Raw genomic sequence first — 15,821 nt, forward strand, 5'->3', positions numbered from 1 at the left:
CGACGCAGGGCCGGCGGCTCGCTCAGCCCTCGGACTCCACGAACACTTCGTCGCGCTTGGCACGCAAGGTCGGCAGCACGGCAAGCACCAGGAGACCGGCCGCGATCGCCAGCAGCACCGCCGACAGCGGCCGCGAGACGAACACGCTCCAGTCGCCGCGCGAGATCAACAGCGCGCGACGCAGGTTCTCCTCCATCAGCGGGCCCAGCACCATGCCGAGCAGCAGCGGTGCCGGCTCGAAATCGTGCTTGATCAGCCAATAGCCGACCAGGCCGAACACGCCGGCGAGCACGACGTCGACCGGCGCGTTGTTCACCGAGTAGATGCCGATCGCGCAGAACACCACGATCGAGGGGAACATCAGCCGGTACGGCACGCGCAGCAGACGGACCCAGATGCCCACCAACGGCAGGTTGATGATGATCAGCATCAGATTGCCGATCCACATCGAGGCGATCATGCCCCAGACCAGATCGGGCTGCTTCTGCATCACCTGCGGGCCCGGCACGATGCCGTGAATGGTCATCGCACCGACCATCAGCGCCATCACCGCGTTCGGCGGGATGCCGAGCGTGAGCAGCGGGATGAACGAGGTCTGCGCCGCGGCGTTGTTGGCGCTTTCCGGCGCCGCCACGCCCTCGATCGCGCCGCGGCCGAACCGCTTCGGATCCTTCGCCAGCTTCTTCTCCAGCGTATAGGCCGCGAACGAGGCGATCACGGCGCCGCCGCCCGGCAGGATGCCGAGGATCGAGCCAAGCACGGTGCCGCGCAGGATCGCCGGCGTTGAATCCGCGATGTCCTTCCTGGTCGGCATCAGGCCGGTGATCTTCTGCTGCACCAGGTTGCGGTTCATCTCGGCGCCGTGGTCGAGGTTGCGGATGATCTCCGCGAAGCCGAACACACCCATCGCCACGGTGGCAAAGCCGAGACCGTCGGCGAGTTCGGGGATGTTGAAGGCCATGCGCGAGGCGCCGGTCTCGATGTCGGAGCCGACCATCGACAGCAACAGGCCGAACACGATCATCGCGATCGCCTTCAGCACCGAGCCCTTGGCGAGCACGACCGCGAAGATCAGGCCGAGCACCATCAGCGAGAAATATTCAGCCGGACCGAACGCCAGCGCGAGCTTGGTCAGCGGCGCGCCGAGCACGGCGATCAGCACGGTCGCGACGCAGCCAGCGAAGAACGAGCCGATCGCGGCGATCGCCAGAGCCGGACCGGCGCGGCCCTGCTTGGCCATCTGGTGGCCGTCGAGCGCGGTGACGACGGAGGTCGCCTCGCCCGGAATATTGACCAGGATCGAGGTGGTCGAGCCGCCATATTGCGCGCCGTAATAGATGCCGGCGAGCATGATCAGCGCACCGACCGGCGGCAGGCCGAAGGTGATCGGCAGCAGCATGGCGACGGTGGCGATGGTGCCGATGCCCGGCAGCACGCCGACCAGCGTGCCGACCAGTGCGCCGATCAGGCACATCAGAAGGTTGATCGGCGAGAATGCGACCGCGAAACCGTGGGCGAGATTGGCAAACAGTTCCATCAGGCCCTCACTGGATCAGGAAACGCGGGAACATCGGCATCGGAAGTCCCAGCACATAGGGGAAAAGCAGCGCGCAGCCGAGGGTCAGACAGGCGCCGACAATGATGGCCTCGACCAATTTCGTCTCCTGCGAGCCCATCGCCGCGATCATGAAGGCGGCAAAGGCGGAGACCACAAGCCCGAGTGGCCGGATCGCCAATGCGAAGAACACGATTGCGGCGGATACGAACAACGGGCCGCGCCAGGAATAGGCCGCGATATGCGGGCCATTCTGCAGAACTCCCATCAGCGCGACACCACCGCCGAGCAACAGCAGCAGCACTGCGAACATGCGCGGCGCGGTTCCGGCGCCGAACGAAAATCCGTGCATGCCCTGCAAATCGCTCGAGGCCCACAAGGCAAACAGCGCAACCGCCATCATGGCGAGCCCGCCGACAAAATCCTGCGGACCGCGCACCCATTTCGGCAAGATCGATTTGACCGGCGCCTCGCTCGGCGTATCGCTCATGACTTCGCTTCCCCCGTCAGGGCTGTCCCGCCCGTTTTGATTGAATGGCTTGGTTTGTGGTGCGTTGACCGAGAGCCTTGCTAGCGATTTTCGTCAGATAACGCCAGCGAAACCCAAGAGGCCTCCGGCCAGCAACATCCACAAAGGGTTGATCCGCGTCGCAAAAGCAAGCGCGGCCGCGACAATGGTGATCAGGACCGCGATCCAACTTTGGTCTGAGGTCTGCGCCACGATCAGGCCGGAGGCCGCCATCAGACCGATCGACAGCGGAACCAGTGCCGCCTGGATCATCGCCGGCCAGCGCGCCTCGCGCGAGCGATCGAGGAAACGGCTCACACAATAGGCAAGCAGCGCGGTCGGTCCGCACATCGCCACCGTCGCGGCCAACGCCCCGGCGACGCCTGCGACAGAATAGCCTATCAAGGTCACGATCAGCACGTTCGGCCCCGGCGAGAGCTGCGAGATCGCGAATACGTCGGCGAACTGCTTGTCGGTCAGCCAGTGATGCACGTCGACGGCGGCACGGTGCATTTCGGGAATCGCCGAATTGGCGCCGCCGACCGCAAACAGCGACATCAGGCCGAAGGTCCAGACCAGCGCCGCGATCGGGTTGGACTCCGAGCTCATGCCCGCACCATGCGGCGCGCCAGGACCGTCGTCGCAATGCTGAGCGGGATCGCCACCAGCAGCACGATCTGGAGCGGCCAGCGGATCAGTCCGATCGCGACGAAAACAGCAGCCAGAATGACGAGGCCCGTGACATCGCGCCGCTTCAGGAGCGGCATCATCATCTTGAAGACGACGGCGAACAGCAGCCCGACCGCGGCGCAGGCGACGCCGGCGAGCGTCCGGCGCAGCACGTCGATGTCGCCGTAGCGGGCATAGAGCGCGGCAAGGATGGTCGCGATCACCATCGGCGGCCCGACCAGCCCGGCGAAGGCCGCGAGCCCGCCGGCTATGCCGCGAAAGCGCGAGCCGAATACGACCGACAGGTTGACGATGTTCGGACCTGGCAGGAAATGGCACAGCGCGAAGGTCTCGTTGAACTCCTCCGCGGTCATCCAGCGGTGCTGCTCGACGATCGCGCGCCGGGCCCAGACCAGAACCCCGCCAAAGCCGGCCAGCGACATCTTGGCAAAGGCCAGGAACAGCTCGAGCAGGCCGGGCTGGTGGGGCGGCGATGGTGCGGAGGCATCCGGTGCCGGGGCGGCAACCGGCGGAGAATCCGGGGGCATGGACGAAACCTAGAACGGCGCCGGGACAGCGCCAAGACCCTGGCCAACCCCAAATCGGCGGGTTTTTACAGCCGAAAGGGCCTGAATCGGCTCTGTTTTTCTAAGACTTTGCCGCTATATTGGGGGTGCCGGTTCGCCGGCTATGGAAATAAATGACCGTCGCAATAAACCATTCGGACCCGGGGGCGGTACCCGGCGCCTCCACCAAAATCCATCCGTCGCGGTGGCTTTCGGCGGGGGCGAAATAGGATCGACGAGGGCGTAAAGGGCGTGTTTTTTCTCGGTATGGTTCCGCCGACATCGGGCCAATGCAATAGTTGCCAACGACAACTTTGCTCCGGTTGCTCAGGCTGCGTAACGCAGTTTGAAAGACCATCTTAAAGTCCTAGCGGGTTAAGCTCCGCTAGGCGGGGTTCGGAGGCACCTGGCAACAGAAGCCTCCACTTTATCCCTTGTTTCCCAATCGGGCGTCCGCGCGCATTTCAGCGGCCAGCCCTGCTGATTTCCGGCTCCCGGCGGGGTAGCATGGCAAAGGGCGAGTCGGCCGGTCCGGCGCCGCCCCGGCGGGCATTTTCGAAGCGACAGGATCACCATGGCGACCGATCACATCCGATATGACGTGCTGGCGCGCGATGCGCTGCGCGGGGTGCTGCGCCGGGTGTTGTCCGACGCCGCCGAACATGGCCTGCCAGGTGAGCACCATTTCTACATCACCTTCCTGTCGCACGGCGACGGCGTGAAGCTGTCGCCCCGGCTGCTCGCGCAGTATCCGGAGGAGATGACCATCATCCTGCAGCACCAGTTCTGGGATCTGGTGGTGACCGAGGATCGCTTCGAGGTCGGCCTGTCGTTCGGCGGGATTCCCGAGCGGCTGACCGTGCCGTTCGCCGCGGTGACGCGCTTCCTCGATCCGTCCGCGCCGTTCGATTTGCGCTTCGATGTCTCGGACGCACTGTCCGAAGAAGCCCCTCCCGCCACCGCACCGGCCTCTCCCCTGCCCGCCCCTGCGGCCCACGCAGCGGCCGAGACCGAGAGCGCCGAGACCGAGCAGGAGCCCGCGAAGCCCAGCGAAGGCGCCGAGGTCGTGCGGCTGGACCGCTTCCGCAAGAAATAATCTAAGCGCAGATCACGCCTCGACCTTGTAGGATGCTTGCCGGGATCGGGATGACAAATCGTCATCGCGGCCTACCTTCTGCATGAACGTGCCCTTCACGCGGACGCTGTCGCGTTGCCGCGCCGGGCCACGTTTTGATGACGCAACGGCAAGCATCCACGGAAAGCATGATGGCTCGATCGACGATCCCCTCCAAGGCAAAGACCCGCAGCGAGACCGACAGCTTCGGTCCGATCGACGTTCCCGCCGACCGCTATTGGGGCGCGCAGACCGAACGCTCGCGGCAGAATTTCAAGATCGGCCACGACCGCATGCCGATCGCGATCGTCCATGCACTCGGCATCGTGAAGCTTGCGGCCGCGGAGACCAATCGCGAGCTCGGCCAGCTCGATGCGCGCCGCGCCGGCGCCATCATCCGCGCAGCCAAGGAAGTAATTGAAGGCAAGCTCGACGACAATTTCCCGCTGGTGGTCTGGCAGACCGGTTCGGGCACGCAGAGCAACATGAACGTGAACGAGGTGATCGCCAACCGCGCCAACCAGATGCTCGGCGGCGAGCTTGGCGCCAAGAAGCCGATCCATCCGAACGATCACGTCAACATGAGTCAGTCATCGAACGACTCGTTTCCGACCGCGATGCATATCGCCGCAGCGAGCCGCATCGTCGCCGATCTGATTCCGGCACTCACCGAACTGCATCGCGCGTTGCGCAAGAAGGAGAAGACGTTTGCCAGGATCGTCAAGATCGGGCGCACCCATACCCAGGATGCGACGCCGCTGACGCTCGGCCAGGAATTCTCCGGCTACGCCGCGCAGGTCGAGAGCGGCATCGCGCGGCTGCGCGTCGCGGTGAAGGATCTGTTTCCGCTGGCGCAGGGCGGCACCGCCGTCGGCACCGGCCTCAACTCGAAGCCGCGATTTGCAAAAACCTTCGCGCGCCACGTCGCCAAGATCACCAAGCTGCCCTTCACCAGCGCGGCCAACAAGTTCGAGGCGCTGGCTTCCAACGACGCCTATGTGCTGGTACACGGCGCGATCAACTCGGTGGCGACCGGCCTGTTCAAGATCGCCAACGATATCCGCTTGCTCGGCTCGGGCCCGCGCTCGGGCCTCGGCGAGTTGATTCTGCCCGAGAACGAGCCGGGCTCGTCGATCATGCCGGGCAAGGTCAATCCGACCCAGTGCGAAGCCATGACCATGGTCTGCTGCCAAGTGTTCGGCAATCAGACCACGATCACCGTCGCCGGCAGCCAGGGCCATTTCGAGTTGAACGTGTACAAGCCTGTGTTGGCATACTGTATGATAAATTCCATTCAATTGCTGTCTGACGTTGTCCGCTCATTTACCGAGCATTGCGTTGTCGGAATACGCGCCGACGAAAAGCGCATCAACGAACTGATGCAGCGCTCGCTGATGCTGGTCACCGCACTCGCGCCGAAGATCGGTTACGACAACGCAGCCAAGGTCGCCAAGTCGGCGCATGCGCGCGGAACGACGCTGAAGGAAGAGGCTTTGCGGCTCGGATTTGTTTCCGCGGATGAATTTGATCGCCTCGTGCAGCCGGACAAAATGACACACCCGGGCTAAAGCGAAGCTCGCATTGTCCGGATAATTACGGTCAGCGCGCGTGATATAATTATGGATCATAACGCCTAAAGACTAAGGCGCGTTACCTATGAGCTCTGCGCTGGCGCATGGTACAGACGTCTAGTTTTCGCAGAGCGAAACGGATTCTTTGATGCTATCAGAGCATCAAACGGGGATTCGGGATGGATATCGAGCCGGGCGCGTAGCGCAGTTGCTCTTGCTTTCGTCACGATGCATCACCAATTCCGCTCTGGGGACGATGAGGACGACGAGCATGGGCGACGTGGTCAACTTGAAACGATTCAAGAAGCGCGGTGAGCGCGAACAAGCAGCGAAGCAGGCCGAAGCCAATCGTGCGCTATTCGGTCGCACCAAATCCGAACGAGCGCGTGACGAATTCCTCGGCGAGCGCAACGCGCGTGTGCTCGATCAGCACCGCATCGAAAATGGAGACGCATCATGAAGTCTCCCGTCGTCAAGCGCTCGATCGTCGTCGCCGGACACAAGACCAGCGTCAGCCTCGAAGAAGCCTTCTGGAATGGCATGAAGGAGATTTCCGGTCTGCGGAACATGACGCTGTCGGAGTTGGTCGGCGAGATCGACAACAACCGTCAGCAGGGCAATTTGTCCTCCGCGATCCGGCTGTTCGTGCTCGACTACTTCCGCTCGCGCGCCACGCCGGCGGTGCCCACGGATGTCAGGCCGCAACAGGTTGACACGCGTCAGCAGGCCTGACGGCCCTCTCCGACCGTCGCCACCAGTAGACGGTCGTTCCGCTGCGCGGGCTCAGCATGAAGATCAATCGGATCGTCGCGAACGTTGCCGCACCGGACACAGCGGCAGCGAAGTCGTTTTATCGCGACGTGCTTGGCCTCGAGCCACTGATGGATTTCGGTTGGGTTGCGACTTATGGCTCATCCGAAACAATGCAGGCTCAAATCAGCTTCGCTTCCGAAGGTGGCTGCGGCACGCCGGTGCCTGATCTCTCCATTGAGGTTGACGATCTCGACGAGGCCCTGCGCCGAATGAAGGCAGCCTGCATCGCGATCGAATACGGACCGGCGGACGAGCCGTGGGGCGTGCGGCGCTTCTTCGTCCGCGATCCCTTCGGCAAGCTGATCAATATTCTCCAGCACCGATCATGAGCCAGCGCTTCGTTTGACGCGAACCGGTGCCCACTTCGCTTGAAAGCGCGTTTAGTTCTGCATCGCCGGCCGCTGCGGTGGATTGGCGACCTGCGGCGTCAGCGACAGCGGGGGCCGCAGCGGCTTTGGCCTGGCCGCGCCGGGCGCCGGCTTGACCTCGATCGGCGGCGGCAGCGGCGCCAGCTGCGGCTGGCTCGCAAGCGATGCGGGCGGCGCAATGGCGGGCGCGGTGGCGGCCGGCGGGACAGTCGGCGGCCGCGGCGGAACGATCTTCGGCTTCGCCGGCACGCGGCGCGGATCAGGACCAGGCCCCGGCAAGTTGGCGGAAGGCATGCCTGCCGAATTCGGGTTGGATGCATCCGGCGCCGGCTCGGCCGGATGCGGAAGCGCCGTTTGGGTCGGCGGCGGCGCCGGTTCGCCGCGCTCGATGGCGTCGAGCCGCTTGGTCTCCCGGTCGATCGCGCGCACCGCAAGCCACGACGACAGCGCCGCAATGTCGATGCTACGCGACAATCCGTCGGGCGTGCCCACGGCGAGCAGCTGGATTTCCGGTCGGCTGTTGGCCGTGCCGACCTGCGTCGATGCCAGGGCGGCGCGGATGTCGGCCTGGTCGGCCGGAATGTCGTAGCCGCCGGATACGGTCGCATTGGCACCGTTCGCCGCGAGCGTGGTGGCGCCGACCCGGAGGCGGCCGTCGCGGATGTTGAAGGGGATTTGCGCCGAAGCAATCGACAGCGCGCCGCTCGCGAGCACCGGTTCGACGATCTGCCGCAGCCGCGTGTCGTCGGTCGCCTGCCCGGAATCGCTGGCGCGGATCGCAACCTCGAAGGCGCGCGGATCGAGGCCCGGAAGGCTCAGCCCCTCCAGCGTCACGGTGCCACTGCCGGATAGCGCGCCGGTCAACGCCGAGGCACTGCGGCCCTGCGTCAACAGCGTCATCTGCATCGAGGCGCGTCCCTTGGGCATCGCGAGACTGCGGTAGTGCAAGGCTGAACTGTCGATGCCGGACAGCTGCACATTGGCGCTGAGCGCAAGTCCGTTGGCGGCCTGTCGCGCATCGATGGTGGCGGTCGCCTCGCCACCGCCGAGCTTGCCCTTGATGCCGTCGAAGGTCAGCGATTGCCCGTCCGACCTGATGGTGCCGCTGACCGGCTGCAGTTCGGCGCCACCCGGCAGCAGGCCATGCAGCGCTTCGAACGTGACCTTGCCGCGCCAGGCGCTTGTGAGGCCCTGGCCGAGCGGCTCCGTCGCATCGTGACCGGCCGCGCCGATCGCGGCCGCGAAAATCGGCGCCAGCGTGATCTGATCGAGACCGACTTCGCCGTCGAGGCTTTTCTGATCGGCGAGCGTCAGCGCCAGATGACCGCGCAGCCGTGAACCGGCGATGATGCTGTCGAGATCGTCGAAGGTCAGCCTGTCGCCCGCGAGCGTCAGCTTCGACGACAGGCGGATGTTTGCGACCGGATCGGCTGGCTTCAGATTGAGCAGCGGACTGATGTCGGCGCTGCGGACGCGGAGGCTGATGCTCGATTTGCCCGCGTTGGCCCCGTCCTTGGTCCAAGGCTCCGCGGTCCCTTCGGCATCCGCATCGAGCCCTGCGCCCCAGAGCCTTGCCTTCAGCCGCAACGGCGTGCCCCACGCGCCGATCGCCGTGCCCTCGAATTGCGTCGAACCGGCACCGGCTGCGACCGCATGGTCAAGCCCAAGCAGCGCCAGCAAAGCGTTGCCATCGCCTGCCGAGAATTTCGTCTCCGCTGCAACCTCGTTGCGGCGAAGTGCATCGAAATCCAGCGCACGGATCGCGGCCACCTGTGGCGTCACCGAAATCACCGTATTGCCCTTGAGCTGCGGCGTGTCGAGATCGAGCGTCGCGCGCGCGCTGACGCGGTCGGCAGCCTTGCCCTTGCCGAGGTCGAGCGCGAGCCTGGCGCGAACCGGGCCGGCATCCGCGCGGAGCACGCCAAGCCGCGCGGCCAGCGCCGGCGCGAACGGCTCAACCACAGCGGTCAGCCGGCCAAGCGACGCGGCGGTCGCGTCGACCGCGAGCTTGCCGGTCGAATTGGCGCGGTCGAAATTGCCGCTGCCGTCGAGCGTGACGTTGTCGGGCTGGCCGATCTTGACGCGCTCGAGCACGACATTCTTCGGGCTATAGGCGATTTTCGCCAGCAGCGGCCGCAATTCCTGCCCGGAAGAGACCGCGCGCCCGACGTCGAGCGACAGCTGCGCCTCGTCGGGCCATTCGCCTTGCGGACCGGCCAGCGAGCGGATCAATGCCGCGGTCGCGTCGAGATCGAGCCGATCCGCCTTCAACTGCGCCTCGACCTTCGAGCCGCTGGTTGCCTCGCGGTACGTAACCGCGACGCGGCCCTCGAGCGTGCCGCTTTCGATCTCCGCCTTCATCGCATCGATCGAAAAGCCCGATGGTGACACCATGACGTCGCCGCGCAAACGCAGCGGCCTCTGGCTGCGATAGGTGGCGTCGCCGCGCCCCTGCAGCCAGGTCATCAGCGCGTCGGGATCGGACGATTCGATGTTGAGCGCGGTCTTGAAGCTGTTCGCCGCTCCAGCTTGCGCGCTGGCACCGCTCATCGAGACCCGCGTGGATCCCGGCGCGCGAAATTCCAGCCGGCGCACCGTCCATGATTTCGCATCCGATCGCAGCTCCGCCGAGATGTCCTGCAATGGACGGCCGCCGAGCATGATCTGCTCGGATGCCAGCTCCACCTGCGCCGGTATCGGGCTTTGCGGAAGACCCGACAACACCGCGCGCATCGCCGGCAGCACGCGGACCGGCTCGACATTGCCATTGCTGCTATCCTTGGCGGCGAACTTGTCGCCGTCGAGCTGCCGCGCCGTAAGCGAGGCGCGCAGCAGCGGCGACGCACCGAAACGCAGATCGCCATTGCCGGCGAGCTTCAGCGCACGATCCTCGGCGCCATAGCTCACGTCGATCTGGTCGAGCCGCGCCGCCGAATAATCCGATTTCACCTTGGCCGCGATCCGCCATGGCGGCGCATCGCCGCCGCGCTGACCGGGCGCACCCGCCAGCGTCAGCGTGCCCTCGAACCGCGGCGCGCGGGCCTCGAATGTCAGGATGCCGTCGAGATCGGCCGACACCGGCCGCTGCCCGGGATCGATGCTGAAGTGCAGGCGAGTGCCGCTGCCATCGGCGCTCTGCCCCGAGGAGACCCGAAACGGGTAGCGGTTGCCGTCGAACATGAAATTGCCGTCACCCCGGATCGCGCCGGCAAGCGAGCGGACGTCGCCACTGAAGGCAATGTCGTTGAGCTCGAGCGTGCTGCGGCTCGCTGCATCATGCAGCGCGATGCTGCCGGTCAGGTTGAGCCGGTCGATCGCCAGCGAAGCGAGGTTGAAGCTCCCGCTCGACGGCGACCAGTCGATCCGCCCTTTCGGGTCCAGCCCGAGATCGAGCGACACGCCGTTGATGGTGAGCTCGTTCGCGCGCCACTCGCCGCGCATCAGCGAGCTCAGGCTGAGTTCGACGTCGAGATTGGCAGCCCGAATCTTGCCGAGGTCGTTGGCGCCGCCGACGGTGACCGTCTTCAACCGCAGCGAGGGTGCCGGCAGCAGACGCGCGTCGAGATTGCCGGCGACGCGAATCGGCACGCCGATGATCTTGGACGCCTCCGCCTCGAACTGCGGCCGGAACTGGTTCCAGTCAACGAAATATGGACCGACCAGCGCCGCGACCAGTGCAAGAATGAAGGCAATTGCCAGGCCGAGCAGCGTCGTCTGCACGGTGTCTCCCTTTGAGCCAGCTCCGGGGCAGCCTCCTCATGCTGAACCCTTTGCCAACCTCTGGCCGGAGCAACCCAAATATAGAGACAAGTACGGCGAAGTCACAGCCGGTTTACTGCTGGGACTTTGGACAGATGGTTGATTTCCCGTTCAAGCGTGCGTGTGCCGGCCCCGCCGCGGATCGCTGCCCCGCGGGAACGTCACCAGCTCGCCGGCAGCCGCTTCAGCCCGCGCAGCACGAAGGTTGGCCGCCACTCCGGATTTTCCGCGTCATCGAGCCGCAGGTCGGGAATCCGGCGCAGCAGTGTCGAGATCGCGATCTCGGCCTCGATCCGCGCCAGCTGGGCGCCGAGGCAGAAGTGGATGCCGCCGCCGAACGACAGCGGCTTGACGTTCGGCCGCCGGATGTCGAGCCTTTCGGGGTGGTCGGGGTAGATAGCCTCGTCGTGATTGGCCGAGCCCAGGAGGCACAGCACGCTCTCGCCCTTCGGGATGCGCTTGCCACCGAGGTCGTCGATGTCTTCCAGCGCGACACGGCCGGTCAGCTGCACCGAGGAATCGTAACGCAGAAACTCCTCGATCGCGTTGGTGATCAGGCCGGGATTGGCCTTCAGCAGCGCGAGTTGGTCCGGGTTGCGGAACAGCGCCAGCAGGCCGTTGCCGATCAGGTTCACGGTCGTCTCGTGGCCGGCGCCGAACAGCAGGATGATGTTGCCGGTCAGTTCCTCGTTGGTGAGCTTCTGGCCGTCCTCTTCGGCCTGCACCAGCTGGGTGGTGAGGTCGTCGCCGGGTTGCTTGCGGCGCAGCTCGAACAGCTGATGGAAATACATCGCCGCCATCGCATTGGCGGCGTTGCCCTGCTTGATTTCCTCAGGCGTCAGCGGCACCGGCTCGAGGATGCGGCCGCCATCGCGCGAACCGTTGTAGAAGGCCTCGCGGTGTTCCTCGGGGATGCCGAGCATGTCGCAGATGATGGTGACCGGCAGGCGGAACGCGAAATCCTCGATCAGGTCCATCTTGCCTTGCGGAATGATGCGGTCGAGCGTCTCGTCGACGACGTGCTGGATGCGCGGCCGCATGTCCTCGACTCGCCGCGCGGTGAAGGCCTTGACGACAAGGCCGCGCAGGCGGGTGTGGTCGGGCGGATCTTGCTGCAGCATCCAGTGGCTCATGCTGCGGAAGACCGGCTCCTCCATGATCTTCGGACCGTAGCGGCGGATTGAGCGCTCGGCAAAATCCTTGCCGAACCGCTTGTCGCGCAGCACGAGGCTCGCCTCGGCGTGCCGGCTGGCGACGAAAGCGCCGTGCACATTGACATGCATCGGATCGAGGCGGCGCAACCGCTCGTAATACGGATAGGGATTGCGAATGAATTCAGGCGCCAGTGGATTGAAAAGCGGCTCGCCGCTCGCCGGCTGAACTTGCTCGTTCATGGTGACCTCGTTCGCACGCTACGCCTGGGCCTTAAAGCCTGGCGTGCCCTGGTGTCATCCTCAAGACCGCATCATCACGGATGCGGCTGTTCTGGTTCTGTCGAATGCAACTCGATACACTCTTGTATCGAGTTGCATTCTGCCCTAAAATGCGCCGATGTCAAGGGTTCGAACCAGACCGACACGGGACGACACCTGCGAGAAGCTGTTCGAGGCGGCGGCGCGGGTGTTCGAGGAACAGGGCATCGGCGGCGCCAGCATCGAGGCGATCGCGGCCGCGGCGGGCTTCTCCCGCGGCGCCTTCTATTCGAACTTCAAGAGCAAGGACGAGCTGATCTTCGCGATGCTCGAGGATCACGTCGAGCAATCGATCCGGCGCAATCTCGACTTGCTCGCCCGGCACAGCAACCTGGCCGACTTCCTCGAGGCGCTGCGCACCATGGATCGCAGCCGGCAGGATCCGCTCGGCCGCTCCCCTCTCCTGCACATGGAGATGATCCTGTTCGTGGCGCGCGCCGAGAAGCGCCGGCCCGAGCTCGCCAAACGTCTGCGCGCGCGGCGCAAGCTGATCGCCGACATTGTCACGACTGCGCAGAAGAACAGCGGCCGGAACGGCAGACTCGATCCGGATTGGACCGGAGCGATCGTGCTGGCGCTGGAAGATGGTTTCCGCCTGCACCGCCTGATCGATCCGGAAACCACCCCCGCCGACAGCTGCCTGCGCGCGATCACCGACCTGCAGCGCGCCATCGGCGTTTCGTCGGCCTGACGCGTCAGGACGCGCTTGCGACCTTGTGCACCTGTCCGGCGACGGCGCGGACCTTGCGGGGCGAGGCCTGCCAGATCGCAAACGCCGACAGCAGGCTGAAGGCGATCCCAAGCAGGAAGGCGCTGGTATAGCTGCCTGAGAGATCATAGAGCTGGCCGGTGATCCAGGGGCCCGCAGCACCGCCGGCGAGCGCAGCCAGCATCACGGTGCCGAAGATGCTGCCGTAATGCTTGCCCTGGAAGATCTCCAGCACGACCGGGCCCATCACGGATGTCAGGCCATAACCGAGCGCGCCCTGGGTGAAGACCATGAGATAGATCAGCGCCATGTTGGGCCAGTATTTCAAGGCGGCGAGCGCGGCGAAGCAGATCACGAAGCCGAAGCAGGAGATCGCCCACACCCATTCGCGGCCGATCCGATCGGAGAGATGCCCGAGCCAGATCTGGCCGGGAATGCCGAGCAGGCTGACGACGCCAAGCGCCCAGACGCTGACGCTGGAGCTGAAGCCGATGTCGAGCAGGAATTTGGTCTGATGCACCTGCACCGCGTACCAGATGTACAGGCCGCAGAAATAACCGATCGCGATCCACCAGAACCGCGCGGTGCGCAGCGCACGCGACAGCGTCCAGTCGGTGCCGGCCCACACGGGGTCGACGATATTCGATGCCGGCCTGGCTGACGTCGCCGTCGGCGCAGCATCGCCGTCGGGCTGCAGGCCGATGTCCTCCGGCCGCTTGTGCAGCAAGAGATTGATCGGCGCCAGCACGACCAGCACCACGATCCCCATTGCGGTGCAGGCGGTGCGCCAGCCGGTGTGCTCGATCATGTGCTGCACCCACGGCAGCAGCGTCACCGAGCCGATGCCGACGCCGGCGAAGGCGAGCCCGATCGCAAGTCCGCGGCGGCGGAGGAACCAGTTCGGCACGAACAACGATTGTCCGGAATAGCCGAGGCAGACGCTGCCAGCGCCGACCAGCACGCCGATCGTGAGATAGAGGTGCCAGGGCTGCGTGGTCAGCGGCGCCAGCAGCAGACCCGAACCCATCAAGAGCACGCCAAGCTCCATCACCGCGCGCGGACCGCCGCGGTCCATCAACCGGCCGATCAGCGGACTTGCGATCGCCGAGGCGACAAAGCCGAACGAGAAGGCGCCCGCCGTGATGCCGCGCTCCCAGCCGAATTCCGAGATGATCGGCGGATAGAACAGCGAGAACGCCGTACGCGCGTTGACGCCGATCGCCATGGTGACGAAGGTCACCGCGACGATGATCCAGCCGTAGAAAAAGGGAAGTCGCATCGGACGCAGCATTCCATCCGCAACGGAACAGGCTGGACCGGCGCCGTAGCGGACTTTGGGCAGCCGGCAGCAGGCGCTGCCACCAGCCAGATTTCAGGACGACCTGGAGACAGAAGGGCCGACGCATCCGTCGACCCTTGCCGCCACAATCAACCGCTATGATCGCGTCGTCAACGCTTGCGCGGACGCTTGGCCGCCTTTTTGGCTGCCTTCTTCTTGCTGACGGCTTTCTCCTTGCCGGCGCCCTTCCCGCCGCCTGATTTGGCGCGCCTGAACGTTGGCCTGCGGAGCGAAAGCTCGGGCCAGGCGATCGGCTGTTCACCGCTGTCCGGGTCGTTGTCGCCTGGCGGATCTTCGGCGCTGTCATCCATCGGCCCTTGCACGACCAGATGGACAAGATAGGCGGTGCCGGCCCCATTCAGGTAGTTCGCGAGTGGCTCGTTGTTGCTCGGAAACAGATGCGGATGAGTCACCACGCTGTTTTCCTCGACCGAGAACTTCACCGCCTTGATCGCGGTTCGGGTCATCGCGTCGCCCAGGATCTTCTTGATCGCCTCTTGCGTCTCCTGAGGCAGCACATGGTGGAGAAAGAAGAACCATTTCCGCTTGGCATCATCCTTCCCGTAATCCTTGCTCGGATAGGCACCGATGCGGAACGCCACGCGCCGTAACCTGTGGCTCGGATCAAACAGCTTTTCCTTCTTGTTGTGCTTGCGAAGAGTAGCCAGATCCTTGCCGCTGAAGAGCTCATTCAGCCTATCCACGATTTCAGCGTCGGGACCGCTGCCGACGGGAAGTAGCGCACCCATTTGTCGTCTCCCTTTGTGCAATTTGATTCAGTCGTAAAAAACTGGACAGATAGCACCGCGGAATTGCCGGCGCGGCTTCCGGTCGAACCAGTACATGTTTGCGCCTCGGCCAATGATCGGCCCAGCACACGCTTGGACCGCGCTTGCGAGCTCCCAGGCCGCAGGCGGCAAGCGCAGTCAATTGCTCGATGCTCGATACCGCGCGCTGAATCGACAGCGTGCGCCCGGTCTGCTTGCGTAGCCGGGCTGCGCCGTTAGCGAGAATCCAGCGGTCCGCCGCGCACTCGCAACCGAGCTCGGAGTTGGCGGCGAGGCGGCCGCCTTTCGATAGATGGTGTCCGACCTCGTGAAGCAGAGCGAAAACCAGGCCATCCGCGTTCATCGCCGCGTGGTAAGCCAGTCCGCCATAGATCCGCACGACGCGGTCGTTGCCACGAATGAAGGCCTGAGCATTGACGGTTGCGCTTCCTTCGTCGAGCTCGAAAAGCAGATCGGGAAACGCACGCCTGAAATCGGCCAGGATGTCGCAAAGGAGCGCGTCCCTGCGCGTGCGGGCGCTTTCTTTGCCGACCGGTTCGCCCGTCATATTCGCGAACAACATGAGATCATCCGAATGGAATCAGAACAAT

Annotated in this window: 15 protein-coding genes and 1 other RNA gene; 7 read left to right on the forward strand and 9 right to left on the reverse strand. The window is 64.8% G+C overall.

Features of this window, described 5'->3' with window-relative positions; all coding sequences use genetic code 11:
- Positions 1–22 precede the first annotated feature (22 nt).
- The 4 genes from ACZBJS_RS06880 to ACZBJS_RS06895 form a co-directional block, all read right to left on the reverse strand.
- On the reverse strand, positions 23–1,537 hold the full coding sequence (locus ACZBJS_RS06880) for a tripartite tricarboxylate transporter permease (protein ID WP_018272999.1): 1,515 nt from the start codon (positions 1,535–1,537) through the stop codon (positions 23–25).
- A 7-nt stretch (positions 1,538–1,544) separates the two neighbouring features.
- On the reverse strand, positions 1,545–2,045 hold the full coding sequence (locus ACZBJS_RS06885; protein ID WP_057015038.1) for a tripartite tricarboxylate transporter TctB family protein: 501 nt from the start codon (positions 2,043–2,045) through the stop codon (positions 1,545–1,547).
- A gap of 93 nt (positions 2,046–2,138) precedes the next feature.
- The gene (locus ACZBJS_RS06890; RefSeq protein WP_253639098.1) at positions 2,139–2,672 is read right to left on the reverse strand and encodes a chromate transporter; all 534 of its coding nucleotides are present in this window, start codon (positions 2,670–2,672) and stop codon (positions 2,139–2,141) included.
- Positions 2,669–3,280: a chromate transporter gene (locus ACZBJS_RS06895; RefSeq protein ID WP_057015036.1), complete on the reverse strand. Its 612-nt coding sequence runs from the start codon at positions 3,278–3,280 to the stop codon at positions 2,669–2,671. The genes ACZBJS_RS06890 and ACZBJS_RS06895 overlap by 4 nt, the downstream gene beginning before the upstream one ends.
- A gap of 89 nt (positions 3,281–3,369) precedes the next feature.
- On the opposite strand from ACZBJS_RS06895, the gene ssrA reads away from it, so the two are divergent.
- From ssrA to ACZBJS_RS06925, 6 genes are all read left to right on the forward strand, one after another.
- Positions 3,370–3,725, forward strand: a transfer-messenger RNA (tmRNA) gene (gene ssrA / locus ACZBJS_RS06900).
- Positions 3,726–3,872: 147 nt separating this feature from the next.
- A complete protein-coding gene (locus tag ACZBJS_RS06905; RefSeq protein WP_057015035.1) occupies positions 3,873–4,394 on the forward strand; it encodes an SspB family protein in 522 nt (173 codons plus the stop codon).
- Positions 4,395–4,561: 167 nt separating this feature from the next.
- Complete coding sequence (gene fumC / locus ACZBJS_RS06910) at positions 4,562–5,980, forward strand: class II fumarate hydratase (protein WP_316393783.1); 1,419 nt, start codon at positions 4,562–4,564, stop codon at positions 5,978–5,980.
- 274 nt (positions 5,981–6,254) lie between these two features.
- The gene (locus tag ACZBJS_RS06915; RefSeq protein ID WP_016841076.1) at positions 6,255–6,443 is read left to right on the forward strand and encodes a DUF4169 family protein; all 189 of its coding nucleotides are present in this window, start codon (positions 6,255–6,257) and stop codon (positions 6,441–6,443) included.
- Complete coding sequence (locus ACZBJS_RS06920; protein ID WP_024580116.1) at positions 6,440–6,715, forward strand: ribbon-helix-helix domain-containing protein; 276 nt, start codon at positions 6,440–6,442, stop codon at positions 6,713–6,715. The genes ACZBJS_RS06915 and ACZBJS_RS06920 overlap by 4 nt, the downstream gene beginning before the upstream one ends.
- A 56-nt stretch (positions 6,716–6,771) precedes the next feature.
- Positions 6,772–7,125, forward strand: coding sequence for a VOC family protein (locus ACZBJS_RS06925; RefSeq protein WP_316393780.1), 354 nt, complete (start codon positions 6,772–6,774; stop codon positions 7,123–7,125).
- A 51-nt stretch (positions 7,126–7,176) separates the two neighbouring features.
- On the opposite strand, the gene ACZBJS_RS06930 is transcribed toward ACZBJS_RS06925, so the two are convergent.
- Both ACZBJS_RS06930 and ACZBJS_RS06935 read right to left on the reverse strand, forming a co-directional pair.
- Positions 7,177–10,884, reverse strand: coding sequence for an AsmA family protein (locus tag ACZBJS_RS06930; protein ID WP_316393779.1), 3,708 nt, complete (start codon positions 10,882–10,884; stop codon positions 7,177–7,179).
- 200 nt (positions 10,885–11,084) lie between these two features.
- The gene (locus ACZBJS_RS06935) at positions 11,085–12,317 is read right to left on the reverse strand and encodes a cytochrome P450 (RefSeq protein ID WP_463438603.1); all 1,233 of its coding nucleotides are present in this window, start codon (positions 12,315–12,317) and stop codon (positions 11,085–11,087) included.
- A gap of 157 nt (positions 12,318–12,474) precedes the next feature.
- Here ACZBJS_RS06935 and ACZBJS_RS06940 point away from each other — a divergent pair, with 157 nt between their 5' ends.
- Positions 12,475–13,086: a TetR/AcrR family transcriptional regulator gene (locus ACZBJS_RS06940; protein WP_057015033.1), complete on the forward strand. Its 612-nt coding sequence runs from the start codon at positions 12,475–12,477 to the stop codon at positions 13,084–13,086.
- A gap of 4 nt (positions 13,087–13,090) precedes the next feature.
- On the opposite strand, the gene ACZBJS_RS06945 is transcribed toward ACZBJS_RS06940, so the two are convergent.
- From ACZBJS_RS06945 to ACZBJS_RS06955, 3 genes are all read right to left on the reverse strand, one after another.
- A complete protein-coding gene (locus ACZBJS_RS06945; protein WP_316393778.1) occupies positions 13,091–14,383 on the reverse strand; it encodes an MFS transporter in 1,293 nt (430 codons plus the stop codon).
- Between the two features lie 170 nt (positions 14,384–14,553).
- Positions 14,554–15,192 carry a hypothetical protein gene (locus tag ACZBJS_RS06950; RefSeq protein WP_316393777.1) on the reverse strand — a complete coding sequence of 213 codons (639 nt, stop codon included), beginning with the start codon at positions 15,190–15,192 and terminating at the stop codon, positions 14,554–14,556.
- Positions 15,152–15,793 carry a hypothetical protein gene (locus ACZBJS_RS06955; protein WP_316393776.1) on the reverse strand — a complete coding sequence of 214 codons (642 nt, stop codon included), beginning with the start codon at positions 15,791–15,793 and terminating at the stop codon, positions 15,152–15,154. Before ACZBJS_RS06955 ends, ACZBJS_RS06950 begins: the two co-directional genes overlap by 41 nt.
- Positions 15,794–15,821 lie beyond the last annotated feature (28 nt).

The organism is Bradyrhizobium sp. KZN70725, from assembly GCF_055264925.1.